Source organism: Streptomyces sp. NPDC001914 (genome assembly GCF_042891215.1).
Taxonomy (GTDB): Bacteria; Actinomycetota; Actinomycetes; order Streptomycetales; family Streptomycetaceae; genus Streptomyces.
On the sequence record NZ_JBIASW010000005.1, the window covers coordinates 289153 to 301186 of the forward strand.

A 12034-nucleotide genomic window follows, 5' to 3' on the forward strand; every position below is an offset into this window, starting at 1 on the left:
CGTCCCCGGGGCCGGTCCCCCTGCTGGGGTGCGACTCCGCGGTGGTCTTCGCGCGCCGGGCGTGCGCCCGGTCCTCCACGTCCGTCGTGCTCCTCGCCCGCCGGGTGCGAGGTCGGTTCTCCACGTCCGCGGTGTTCTCCGCGTGCCCGGCGTGCGGTCCACTCTCTGCGTCCGCGGTGTTCTCCGCGTGCCCGGCGTGCGGTCCGTTCCCTGGGTCCGCGGTGCTCTTCGCGGACCCGGCGTGCGGTCCGTTCTCTGCGTCCGCGGTGCTCTTCGCCCGGCGGCGTGAGGTCAGGCTCCTACGTGGGTCGACTGTTCCGCCGGGGTCGGCACGGGTGCTTCGGCCGGGTGTCGGCGGCGGGCGTACGCGCGGGCGAGCGCGGCGGTCAGAGCCACCGTCAGGCCCAGGGCCAGCAGCAGCCAGCTCACGAACCGGAGGGTCTCGGTGAGGGCGTCGTACACCGCGCCGGCGGCCGTGCGGGACACGTCGGGCGGCAGGTCGTCGAGGGTGAGCCTGCGGCCCACCACGATCGCGGCACCGAGCAGGGCCGCGCCCAGAGCGGTGCCGAGGCCCGTCGCGAGGACCGCCCGGCGGCGGCGTACGGCGATGGCGATGCCGGTCGCCGCGAAGACGACCGACGCCGACGGGAGCCAGAATCCTGCGACTTCGAGCACGTGGAACCCCTTCCGGAGCCGGGCCAGGTCCTCGGCCTCGAGCACGGTGATCTCGGTGTGCTCGACCGGGATCCGGGCGGCCAGCGGCATGTGGTCGTCGGCGAGCCGGCGTTTGACCTGCTCGGTGACGGGTGCGAGATCGACGGTCACCGCACCCTCGCGGTCCTCGCGCAGCGCCCGCATCACGGCCTCGTGCGCGGCCATGTTGGCGGTCTCCCACGCGGTGCGGTACGCCTCGGTCTCCGTGAACGAGCGCACGGCGTCCCGCACGAAGTGGTTCACCGGCCCCTGGAGCCGCGGCCGTACGTGGACCTCGCGCAGGATGTCGTCGGTGACACCGGCCGCGATGGCGTCCCGGACGTCCTCGTCGGCGGCGAGCGGCGCCATCGTGGCCTCGTAGCGTTCGGAGTCGCCGAGGCCGTACGTCGCCCACGCCGACAGCGCGCCGAGCGGCGCGAGGATGCAGGCGAGCGCGATCAGCACGGCCGACAGGGCGCTCCGGACACGAGGGGACACCCCTTCAGGCAAGGCCTCCCGGACCCCGTACGCGACCGGTCCGACTGCAAATGGGCGCATATGACAATCCGTACGGGGAGTCCTCGCGCGTCGGCCCCACGCATCCCTTGGGCCCCAAGGGTTTTGGGCGCTCGGGTGGAGCCCTCACCCGAACGGGTGTTTCCTGGATCTGGGGAAAAGGAGGCCGATATGCGCACCACCCCAGCCCCGCGGATTCTTGCCGCGGCCCTGCTCAGCGGCGGTGTACTGACCGCCCTGGCCGCCGGTCCCGCCCTGGCGGCCGCCGAGTCGGCGCACACCGGCGACGGCTCCGGAAGCCCCGTCTGGGGCACCGTCATCTCCCGCGGCGAGATGAACCTGCGGCTTCAGCCCAGCACCAGCTCACCCGTCGTGGGTTCGCTCCCCTCGGGCAGCCAGGACCGCGTCCAGTGCGCGGTGAACGGGCAGAGCGTGTCCGGCAGCACCGTCTGGTACTGGCTCGTCGGCGCCCACGCCTGGGCCAGTTCGGCGTTCGTCTCCACCAACGGCCAGTGGGTGCCGAGCTGCTCGGACCCGTGCCCCGACCAGAAGGACGGGACCTGGCACAACGCCCACTGGGACGACGACCGGAACCCCGGCAACGACCCCGGCTGGAGCGTGAGCGCCTCCGGCTCCTGGACCTTCACCGTCTCCAGCGCGTGGAGCTGGACCGTCTCCGGCTCCTCCTCGAACTCCTGGGACTGGGTCCCAGGTGGCAGGTGAGTAGGTGAGTGAGGGAGACGCATGAGGCCCCGGCACTGCGCCGGGGCCTCATGTGCGTGCGCGGTCACGGCATCAGCTCGCCTTTCCCGCCGCGTCCTCGTGCGTGTAGTAGCGGTAGAAGGCCACCGCGTACACGCCCGCCGCCACCGGCAGCGACATGAACACGGACCGCAGGATGGTCGCGTCGGTCTGGCTGTACAGGAAACCGAACGCGCAGCCCGCGAACACGGCCCACACCAGTGCGTGCATCTCGCGCCGCATCAGCGGAGCCACCGTCCGGGCGGCGATGTAGGCCGCCGCGAACGCGATGGCGCACACGAAGCCGAACAGCACGTTCCAGCCCGTGATGGCTCCGGCGTCGCGGTTGATGGCGGCGGCCCAGTAGCCGTAGACGAGGCCGCCGGCGACGGGTACGGCCCACTTCGCCATGGTGTGGGTCTGTGCCCCGAAGACATCGGTCGATCCGGTTGTGCCCGGTGTCCCTGACACGGGTGCGGCTTGAGCCATGGAAGGACTCCTCTCTGCTCTCCCCCGCCTTCCAGGTCACACCCCGCCGCACCCCCCGGCAACTCGGGACGAAACCCTCCTCACGACACCCCCACCGCACCCCCACGACACCGCCGTGACGGCCCCTCGCCACACCTCCGTGGCACCGCCGTGAGGGGCCCTGCCGCACCTTCCATCGCACGGTCGTGACGGACCCCTGCCGCACCCCCGGCAACTCGGGGCACCCCCGGCAACTCGGGGTGGAACTCTCCTCACGACACCCCCACCGCACCCCCACGACACCGCGGTGACGGCCCCTCGCCACACCCCCGTGGCACCGCCGTGAAGGACCCCTGCCGCACCCAAGGCACCGTTGCGAAGGACCCTCGCCGGCGCCTCCACGGCACCGCCGTGACGGCCCCCCGCCGCACCCCCACGGCATCTCCGTGAGAGACCCCGCCGCACCCCCACCGCCTCCCGCCCCCGCCGCCCGCGGCGCCCGGGTCCACCCTTTCGCCGGGATGCGGTGATCATGGTCGCGTGCTTCGCTGAGGTGCATGAAGCTCGTACTCTTCGGTGCCACCGGCATGGTCGGCAGCCGTATCGCCACGGAGGCGTCGGCGCGCGGACACCAGGTCGTCGCGGTCAGCCGGTCCGGACAGTCCCCGGTCCCCGGGGTCACCGCGACGGCGGCCGACGCCGCGGACACGGCGAAGGTCGCCGAGCTGGTGGCCGGCGCGGACGCGGTGGGCTCGGCGTGCGTCCCGCCCCGCGACGGATCGGATCCCCGTGAACCCTTCCTCGCCCTGAACCACTCCCTGGTGGAGGGCGTCCGCTCGGCCGGCGTGCACCGGCTCGTGATCGTCGGAGGGGCGGGCACCCTGGAGGTCGCGCCCGGCGAGGCCGCCTGCGACCAGCCGGACTTCCCCGAGGCCTACCTGCCCGAGGCACTCGCCCACCGCGACGCCCTCACGTATCTGCGGACCGACGTCGACGACCTCGACTGGACCTACATCTCGCCCGCCGCCGAGATCGCCCCCGGCGAACGCACCGGCGAGTTCAGGATCGGCGGCGACCGCATGCTCACCGACGCGGGCGGCCACAGCCGGATCAGCGCCGAGGACTACGCGATGGCCTTCGTCGACCAGCTCGAGATGCCCGTCCACCCGCACGGCCGTATGTCCGTCGCCTACTGAGAACACGGGACGGAGGCGGTACGGGGAGGTGCCCGGCCGGAGATCCGTACGCGAACGGCTCCGGCACGCTTTGCGCCCGCGCGCCGTGCTGCCGGACACCCTCCACCGGTCGAAGCCGCTGAGGTTGCACGGACGCAGCGTCGCCTGGCTGCCCCCGCTGCTGCTGCTCGTCGGGATCATGGTGCTCGACGCCAACACCTCCGGCCGTTTCCGGATCATCTCCTGGCTGGTGCTCGTACCGGCCGTGGCCGCGGCGATCTGCGGAGTGCTCGGCACGGTGGCGCTCGCCGTGCTGTCGCTGCTCGTCTACGGCGTCATGGACGCCTCATGGCCGCACGAGTACCAGAACGGCCTGCCCGATTTCGTCCTGGTCGTGGTCGGCAGCGGCCTCGCGGCCCTCGCCTGTTCCGTCAGGCTGCGGGCCGAGAGGCGCATGCTGCACATGCGGGACGTCGCCGAGACGACCCGGCGCACCGTGCTGCGCCCGATGCCCCAGGGCTGGGGCGGCCTCGACCACGCGGCCGTCTATCTCGCCGCCGACAGCGAGGCCCGGGTCGGCGGCGACTTCTACGACATCCAGCCCGGCCGGCACGGCACCCGCCTGCTGCTCGGAGACGTCCAGGGCAAGGGACTCGCGGCGGTCGAGGCGGCCGCGGCGCTGCTCGGCACCTTCCGCGAGTCGGCGTACCACGAGCCGGTGCTCACCACGGTCGCCGGCCGGCTGGAGATCCGGATGCTGCGGCACAACGGCTACAGCGTGGCGCTCGGCCGCGGCGACAGCGACCGTTTCGCGACGGGAGTCCTGGTCGCCTTCCCCGAGGACACGCCGGCCACCGTGGAGGTCGTCAACTTCGGCCACGAACCTCCGCTCGTGGTCACCCCCGACGGAGTGCGGAGCCTGCCGCCGGGGGACGGGCTCCCGCTCGGCATGGGGGACCTGGCCTCCGCGCCGCCACCGGTGCTCCGCGTCCCGCTCGCTCCCGGCGAGACGCTGCTCCTGGTCACCGACGGGGTGACCGAGGCCCGGGACGCGGCGGGCGACTTCTTCCCGCTGCGCGACAGCCTCACGAAGGCGCTGGCACGGGACCCCCGCACCGCCGAGCCGCGCCGGCTCGTCCGCTTCGTGCGCGACGGAACCCTGGACCACTGCGGCGGACGGCTCGGCGACGACACCACGATCTTCGCCGTGCGCCGCCGGACGGTCGGCGCGGCGGATGCGGCCGGCGTGGCGGATGCGGCCGGCGGGAGCCGGTGACGCGGGCGGCGCGACCTCCGGCGCGGACTCCGGGCTCCTGGTCCGGGCGGGGGTGTTGGTCCCTTCGCTTCCCCTCTTTGCACGCGCAGCCGTTACGGTGCTGAGGTGTCCGATCGACGGGGGAGAGAATCTGTGCCCGGAACCGTGCTGCTCCTCGCCGCCTCACCGATGGGCAAGGGGTGTCTGGTGGACGCGGCTTCCGTGCTCCCCGTGCTCGCGGCCGTCGCCCCGCCGGTGCTGTCGGGAACCGACACGGCGAACGTCGTCGAACTCGCCGACCCGCTGGAGCCGCAGGCCGTGCTGACCCGGCTGCGCGCGGCGGCGACGGCTCCCGGACCGCTGACCATGTTCGTGACGGGCCAGCTCCAACTCGACCGCCGCCAGCGGCTTCCGCACCTCGCGCTGGCCCGCACCACCCCGGCGACGGTCCGCTACACGGCCTTCCCCTGGCGCTGGGTCGCCGACGAACTGCGGCTGCGCCCACCGGGTTCGACGACCGTCTTCGTCGATCTCCACGCGGACGCGGACACCTGGGAGTTCCTCGCCGGACGCCCCCTGACGGCGGGTCCGTCGGCCGAGCTGTACGGCCGGGTCGCCCCGCCGCGCTCCCGTCGTACGGTGGCACAGCCGGCGTACATGAGAGCCGTCGCCACCCTGCTGCGCAGCGGCCACCGGCCCCCTCCCGCCCAACTCCACCAGCAGGCCCTGACCAGGGTGTCGGGGGAGGAGAACGCCCGGCCGGGGGCGGCGGACCTCGTGCTCGCGCCCGGACGGTCGTGGGCCGGACAACCATGGCCCCCGGCACCGGAGTTCACGACCGTCACGGCCCCGCCGGGCACGCCCGCGCCCCCGGCGCACCCGCCGGCCCCACCGGCCGCCGCCCCCGCGCCGCCCGTCGCGGTCCCCGCCCAGGGGGAGCGGCGAGCCGGTCCGCCGGCGCCCGATCCGCACGGGGAGATCACCGCGGCGGTCCGCGACGGCCGCCACGACGACGCCCTCGCGCTGGCGGCGCACCGGGAGCGGGAGGCGCTGCGGACGTACGGGTCCGGGTCCGAGCAGGTGCTGCACTGGATGGAGGTACGGGCCGACCTGGCGATGCTCGCGGGGGACGCGGAGCGCAGCTGCCGCGGCTGGCTGGCCCTCGCCGGGACCCGGCTGGACGCGGGACAGGCGCCGGGCGCCCCGGAGGTGGAGTCGGCCGTGGACCGCGCCCACCACCAGTGGGGCCTGGTCGGCGATCCGGCGCGGGCCCGTGAACTCGGAGCGGAACTGGCCCGGTTGAGACAGCGTGTGCCCGGACGCCGGCAGGGCGCCCTGGACCATGTCCGGCGTCAGCTCAGCCAGTTGCAGACGCAGACCTGAGGGACGCCGGTCCGGGGGAGCTCAGCCCTCGGACAGCGAGGCGAGCGCCCCCGACACCAGGGTCCGTACGCCCGGCGCGACCGTGGACAGGTCGGGGGCGAAGTGCGGACTGTGGTTGCTGGGCACGGCCGCGAGCCGGACCATGAGGTCGTCGGCGCCCGGGGCCGCGTTCCAGACGTCGGCGGGGGTGCTGGTCACGAACCAGTAGGAGTAGGGGATGCGGCCGGCGGCGAGCCGTGGGAAGTCCTCGCTGCCCATGGCCGGACCGGGATCGAGGACGGTTCCGGCGCCGAAGACCTCGCCGTGCACGGCGGCGATACGACGGTCGGTGTCGGCGTCGTTGACGGTCATCGGGAAGTCGTTGCCGACGGTCACCGTGGGCTCGGCCGGGCAGCCGGCCGCCGCGCACTCGCCCGCCGCGACGCGCCGCACGGCGGCGATCATCCGTTCCCGCACGTCCAGCGACTGCGTCCGAAGGTTCAGGGCGATCCTGGCCTCGGACGGGATGATGTTGTGCCGGGTGCCGGCCTCGATCCGTCCCACCGTCAGGACGGCGGAGTCGCGGGCCGCGATCTCCCGGCTGACGACCGTCTGGAGCCGCGTGACGATGTACGCGGCGGTCACCACCGGGTCGACGGTCGCCTCGGGCCGCGAACCGTGCCCGCCCCGCCCGTGCACGACGATGTCGATGTCGGTCGAGGCGGACATGATCAGGCCCGGGGAGTGCGCGTACAGCCCGGCGGGGCCGGGTGCCACGTGCTGGGCGAGCAGGACGTCGGCCGCCGGGAAGCGCTCGTGGAGGCCGTCCGCGACCATGCGGGCCGCGCCCTCGCCGGTCTCCTCGGCGGGCTGCCCGACCAGCACCAGCGTGCCGGACCAGGTGTCCCGTCCCGCGGCGAGCGCCTGCGCCGCGCCGGCGAGCCAGGTGACGTGCAGATCGTGGCCGCAGGCGTGCATGACCCCGACGGTCTCAGAGGCGTAGGGCAGCCCGGTCTCCTCGGTGACGGGCAGCGCGTCCATGTCGGCGCGCAGCAGGACGGTGGGCCCGTCCCCGTTGCGCAGGACGCCGACGACTCCCGTGCCGCCCACGCCCTCGGTCGTGTCGTAGCCGGCCGCGCGCAGCCGGTCCGCGAGGAGGGCGGCCGTACGGTGTTCGCGCAGCGACAGTTCGGGATGCCGGTGCAGGTCCCGGTAGAAGTCCTCCAGGGCGGGGACCGGGAGGTCGGCGGTGAGGTCCAGCGCGGTACGGGCGGCGGTAGAGGTCACCGGGTCACTGTAGGCGCCATGTTTCCGCAGTACGGGGGATTCGCCGTCGCCGTGCGGTCGCGGGAGCGTGTCACCGGTCCGAGGGGAGTCCCTGATCTCCGGCCGTGTGCGTGACGGTGCGGGCCGCGGGGGCCTGGGCGGCCGCTCTCGCGGGGCCGACGTTCGCCGCCGTGACCAGCGCGGCGACCGCGATGACGGCGGCGAGGAGCCCCCTGGAGTAGCGCGCGGAAATACGTCGGAGCACGGCGACCTCGCAACAACAGCGGCGTATTAAGCAGGCTTAATCCGGCGCTTAACGTAGAGGCTCGCGGGCGCACATCGCAAGAGGGTCCCCGAGTCGGACAGTAGTCAAAAGCCGGACCGACGCGGCCCGGCCGGATGGCATGCTTGACCCATGGCGGAGCGGGACGACCCCGGGATCATCGGGCGCAGGGTGCAACAGCTGCGTACAGAACGCGGTCTGACGCAGAAACAGCTCGCGGAGCCCGCGTACACGCCCGCGTACATCTCCACGCTGGAGGCCGGCCGGGTCCGGGCCTCCGAACCCGCGCTGCGGCACATAGCCGGCCGTCTCGGGGTCGCGTACGAGGAGTTGGCGACCGGGCGGCCCGCCCATCTCGCCACCGACCTCAGGCTGCGGCTGACGGACGCGCAGCGCACCCTCTCCACCGGGGAGGCCGAGGTGGCCGCCGAGGTCTACGCCGTCCTGCTCGCGGAGGCGGAGGCGCACGGACTGGTCGCCGAACAGGCGGCGGCGCTGCTCGGACTCGGCGAATGCGCGCTGGACACGGGGGATCTGGAGACCGCGCAGCGGCGCTTCGAGGAGTCGGAGCAGCGCATGGGGGACGCGCCGCTGCCCCAGCGGGTGCCCGCCGTACGCGGCCGGGCCGTCTCCCACTACCTCGCCGGTGAACTCCGCTACGCCTGCTACCTGTTCGAGTCCACGATCGACGAACTCAACCGGACGGGCCTGCACGATCCCGAGGCGCTGCTCCTCCTCTACACGGGGGTCATAGCGCCGTACATGGACATGGGCGCGCATGCCCGGGCCGCGCAGGCCGCCGAGTTCGCGCTCGCTCTCGCGCCGCAGGTCCAGGACCCGGCGCTGGTGGCGCGGATGCACCGCTCGGTGGCGCGGACGATGATCGCCGAGGGGCGGATCGCCGAGGCCGACGTCTCCCTCGCCAAGGCCGCCGAGCTCTACCGCCAGCTCCAGATCCGCACCGAACTCGCCAACTGCCACTGGATGCGCGGGTATCTGTACGCACAGAACGGTGAACTGGAGCGTGCGGAGAACGAGTTGCGCGAGGCCCAGGCGATGCTCTCCGCGAAGCGGGCCGCGCTCTACACCAGCCAGGTCGCGGTGGAACTGGCCGACGTGCTGCACCGGCGCGGCCGGTCCGACGAGGCGGACGAGTTGCTGCGGCAGGTCCTCGGCGACCTGAACTCCGAGCGGGGCGCCATCCATGCCGCCGCCGCGCACCGGCTGCTCGGGATCATCGCGGAGGACACCCGGGACACCGAGGCGGCCGAGGAACACTACGTGCGGGCGATGAGCCTGCTGGAGCGGGCGGGCGCGGCGGGCGACCTGGCGGACCTGTGCCGGCTGCTGGGCGACCTGCTGCGGCGCACCGGCCGCGTCGAGGCGGCCCTGGACGCCTACCGCACGGGCCTGGGCCACCGCACCGCCCCGGGCACGACGACCCTCGGCCCGGCTCCGGCCCAGCCGCCCCTCTGAGAGTGCGGCCGGGCGCCGGAGCGGGTGCCGCCGCCCGGCCGGCGCCGCGGCGGTCGTCCGTCTCCGGGCCGGGACCGGGGTCCTCCGCCCCGGCCGGCGCGGGCGCGGCGGTCCTCGCCGGACCGTGAGGACGCGGGGCCGGCCGCCCGGGATCCGCTAGCCGCCCGAGGTTCCCGAGCCCGCCGGGACGCCGGTGGCCGCGCCCGCGCCGGTGGCCGCGTCCGAGCCCGCTGTCGCCCTGCCCCTGTCCGCCGACGAGGAGGCCGAGGCACCGGACGAGGGCCTGATCTCGACCACCGCTCCCGGTGCGAGTCGTTCGTACAGCAGCTTGGCGTCGGCCGAGGCCAGGCCGATCCAGCCGTGGGGAGAGCTGTAGACGGCCCCGTCGTGCGGCATGGCGCCGACGTAGTCCTTCCTGCCGTCGGGCGCGGTGAGTTCGATCACCCAGTTGGCCATGAAGGAGTAGTTGTCGTCGAGGCCGACCGTCTTGCCGGAGAACCTCAGGCGGGCCTCCTTCGCGGCGACCGTCATCCGGACCGTCGGCGTGTACCCGGTCAGGTTGTCGCCGTCGAGGGTCAGCCGGTGGCCGCCCACGGAGATCACGCGCGTGCCCAGGTCGATCGTGGCGTCCGGCGCGGCCGGCGACGGGCTCGGGACGGCGGTGGGGCTCGCGGCCGGCGGAGTCTCGTGCCGCGCCCCGCCGCCCGGGCCCAGCACCACGACCAGGGCGAGCGCGCCCGCGACGGAGACGCCGGCCGCGGCCAGAGCCGTACGGCGGCGGCGTCGGCGGACCGCCGCCCGGCCACGGATCTGCGCACCGGTCAGCGCCGGAGGCCTCTCCGCCCCGGTCGCCACATCCCGCAGGGCGGTGGTGAGTTCATCGGACACGGTCGTCCTGCCTCTCCCCCTTGCCCGACGCGCCCGCGAGGTCCGACGGACGCGCGGAACCGGCCAGGTCCGCCGAATCCTCCGACAGCACCCGCGCCAGCGCCGCCCGGCCCCGCGCGAGCCGGGCCTTGACCGTGCCGACGGGGGCACCGGTTTCGGAGGCTACCTGCTCGACACTCAAGTCGCACAGATGGTGCAGAACGATCGCCATCCGCTGCGCCTCGGGGAGCGTGCGCAACGCGGCGACGAGCGCGGTGCGTTCGGGTCCCGGGCCCGGGGCGTGGTCGTCCGGCGGGGTGCGCCGCACCAGTTCCAGCCAGCGGCGGGCCCGGCGCCAGCGGCTCACCGCGAGCCGCGTCGCCACGGTCCGTATCCATGCCTCGGGAGCACCGTCGGCGAGGAACTCGCGCCGCCGGTCCCAGGCGCGGACGAACGCCTCCTGGACGACGTCCTGCGCCTCGCCGTGATCCCCCGTGAACGCGTAGAGCTGGCCGGTCAGCCGGGGGAACGCGGTCGCGTAGAACGCGTCGAACTCTTCCTCGGTCATGCCCCCCGCCCAGGTGTCCGCGAATTCTCCGGCCGGGTGCAACCGGGCCGTCCCCGTCGCGCGTACAGGTCCCGTACGTCGCACATCGAAACACACCACAGGGGGATCACCATGACCGCAGGACTGCGAGGCCGCAGAGGCCGGTTGGCCCGCGCCTGGACCGCGGCGGCCGTGTGCGCGCTCGCGCTCGCCGGGTGCTCGGCGCAGGCGCTGGCCGACGGCGGGGGCGGGGCGGCCGGGCCGGGGGACGGGCCGGCCGCGACCGCCGGTCCGACGGGCAAGGCCCGGCCGAAACCCTCGGCCACGCCGCTCAAGTCCCTGCCGGGCGCGCACATCAACATCGCCGACGGACAGACCGTGGGCGTCGGCATGCCGGTCTCGGTGACCTTCGACCGTCCGATACCGGTGGCCGAACGAGCCGATGTGGAGCGGCAGTTGAAGGTGACCGCCAAGGCCGAGGGCTCCTGGGGCTGGGTGAAGGACCGTAACCTCGCCGACGGGCAGCGCGTCGACTTCCGGCCCCGCGCGTACTGGAAGCCCGGAACGGCGGTCACCGTCCGGGCCGGGGCCGGAATCACCAGGCATTTCACGGTGGGCCGCTCCTTCGTCGCCACAGTGGATGTCCGTACACACTTCATGACGCTCGAAACGGCCGGATCGTCGCGGCGCGTGCCGATCACGGCGGGCGCGCCGGGCATGGACACCTGGAACGGGACGATGGTCGTCTCCGACAAGGCCTCGAAGGTCTTCATGGATTCGAAGACGGTCGGCTACGGCGACCAGTACGCGGATTACTACTACTACGCCGTCCATCTCACCGCCTCGGGCACCTACCTCCACCAGAACCCGAAGGCGAACGTCTACGGCGGCCGCCAGAACGTCACGCACGGCTGCGTCGGACTCGCCACCGGCGGCCCCGCGAAGCGCTTCTTCGACGAGGTCGTCCCCGGCGACGTCGTCAAGGTCGTCGGCTCCCGGGACACGGTCGCCGTCGGCAACGGCTACGGCGACTGGAACCTGACCTGGGACCAGTGGCGAGCGACGAGCGCGCTCACCTGACACGCGCGCACGCGCAGATCCCCGGCCGGCGCCGCCCGGCCGGCGGTCTGTTCGCGGCCCGCCCGGGACGCGCCGTCGCGGGTTGTCGGGTCCGCGACAGGCTCGCCCGGCGAACGGCCCCGCGCACCGGGAAGATCACGGAGCCGGGACCCCGGCGGCTGACCTCAGGGAACGCGCCGGCGGCCGGGCGGGAGCCCCGCGACAGGCACCCGGTCCGGCGTCTTCCGGAGTCCGGAGGGACGCCGAGTCGGAGCGGGATCGAGACCATCAAGCCCTACCGCCCGCCGGAATAGGGCCCATACTGG

12 protein-coding genes are annotated in these 12034 nt (G+C 74.0%); 6 read left to right on the top strand and 6 right to left on the bottom strand.

The window, feature by feature from the left end; all coding sequences use genetic code 11:
* Positions 1 to 291 precede the first annotated feature (291 nt).
* Positions 292 to 1191, bottom strand: a complete 900-nt coding sequence (locus ACFYYF_RS16860) for a hypothetical protein (RefSeq protein WP_388776241.1) — start codon at positions 1189 to 1191, stop codon at positions 292 to 294.
* Between the two features lie 189 nt (positions 1192 to 1380).
* On the opposite strand from ACFYYF_RS16860, the gene ACFYYF_RS16865 reads away from it, so the two are divergent.
* On the top strand, positions 1381 to 1932 hold the full coding sequence (locus tag ACFYYF_RS16865) for an SH3 domain-containing protein (protein WP_361688555.1): 552 nt from the start codon (positions 1381 to 1383) through the stop codon (positions 1930 to 1932).
* Between the two features lie 72 nt (positions 1933 to 2004).
* On the opposite strand, the gene ACFYYF_RS16870 is transcribed toward ACFYYF_RS16865, so the two are convergent.
* On the bottom strand, positions 2005 to 2439 hold the full coding sequence (locus ACFYYF_RS16870; protein ID WP_388776244.1) for a hypothetical protein: 435 nt from the start codon (positions 2437 to 2439) through the stop codon (positions 2005 to 2007).
* Positions 2440 to 2975: 536 nt separating this feature from the next.
* Here ACFYYF_RS16870 and ACFYYF_RS16875 point away from each other — a divergent pair.
* The 3 genes from ACFYYF_RS16875 (at position 2976) to ACFYYF_RS16885 (ending at position 6231) form a co-directional block, all read left to right on the top strand.
* Positions 2976 to 3614, top strand: a complete 639-nt coding sequence (locus ACFYYF_RS16875) for an NAD(P)H-binding protein (RefSeq protein ID WP_365479129.1) — start codon at positions 2976 to 2978, stop codon at positions 3612 to 3614.
* Positions 3615 to 3684: 70 nt separating this feature from the next.
* Positions 3685 to 4869 carry a PP2C family protein-serine/threonine phosphatase gene (locus tag ACFYYF_RS16880; protein WP_388776762.1) on the top strand — a complete coding sequence of 395 codons (1185 nt, stop codon included), beginning with the start codon at positions 3685 to 3687 and terminating at the stop codon, positions 4867 to 4869.
* 132 nt (positions 4870 to 5001) lie between these two features.
* Positions 5002 to 6231, top strand: coding sequence for a hypothetical protein (locus ACFYYF_RS16885; protein ID WP_388776248.1), 1230 nt, complete (start codon positions 5002 to 5004; stop codon positions 6229 to 6231).
* Positions 6232 to 6252: 21 nt separating this feature from the next.
* Here the strand turns inward: ACFYYF_RS16885 and ACFYYF_RS16890 are convergent, their stop codons facing one another.
* Entirely contained in the window at positions 6253 to 7497 is a 1245-nt protein-coding gene (locus ACFYYF_RS16890) for an amidohydrolase (RefSeq protein ID WP_388776250.1), read from the bottom strand.
* A gap of 70 nt (positions 7498 to 7567) precedes the next feature.
* Positions 7568 to 7741: a hypothetical protein gene (locus tag ACFYYF_RS16895; RefSeq protein ID WP_388776253.1), complete on the bottom strand. Its 174-nt coding sequence runs from the start codon at positions 7739 to 7741 to the stop codon at positions 7568 to 7570.
* A gap of 150 nt (positions 7742 to 7891) precedes the next feature.
* Between ACFYYF_RS16895 and ACFYYF_RS16900 the strand changes: the two genes are divergently transcribed.
* Entirely contained in the window at positions 7892 to 9235 is a 1344-nt protein-coding gene (locus tag ACFYYF_RS16900; RefSeq protein ID WP_388776255.1) for a tetratricopeptide repeat protein, read from the top strand.
* Between the two features lie 156 nt (positions 9236 to 9391).
* On the opposite strand, the gene ACFYYF_RS16905 is transcribed toward ACFYYF_RS16900, so the two are convergent.
* Together ACFYYF_RS16905 and ACFYYF_RS16910 are read right to left on the bottom strand one after the other, a co-directional pair.
* Positions 9392 to 10123 carry a hypothetical protein gene (locus ACFYYF_RS16905; RefSeq protein ID WP_388776258.1) on the bottom strand — a complete coding sequence of 244 codons (732 nt, stop codon included), beginning with the start codon at positions 10121 to 10123 and terminating at the stop codon, positions 9392 to 9394.
* A complete protein-coding gene (locus ACFYYF_RS16910) occupies positions 10113 to 10670 on the bottom strand; it encodes a SigE family RNA polymerase sigma factor (protein WP_388776262.1) in 558 nt (185 codons plus the stop codon). Before ACFYYF_RS16910 ends, ACFYYF_RS16905 begins: the two co-directional genes overlap by 11 nt.
* Positions 10671 to 10781: 111 nt before the next feature.
* Between ACFYYF_RS16910 and ACFYYF_RS16915 the strand changes: the two genes are divergently transcribed.
* Positions 10782 to 11729 (top strand): L,D-transpeptidase, encoded by a 948-nt coding sequence (locus ACFYYF_RS16915; RefSeq protein WP_388776264.1) that lies wholly within the window; start codon positions 10782 to 10784, stop codon positions 11727 to 11729.
* Positions 11730 to 12034: the final 305 nt, after the last annotated feature.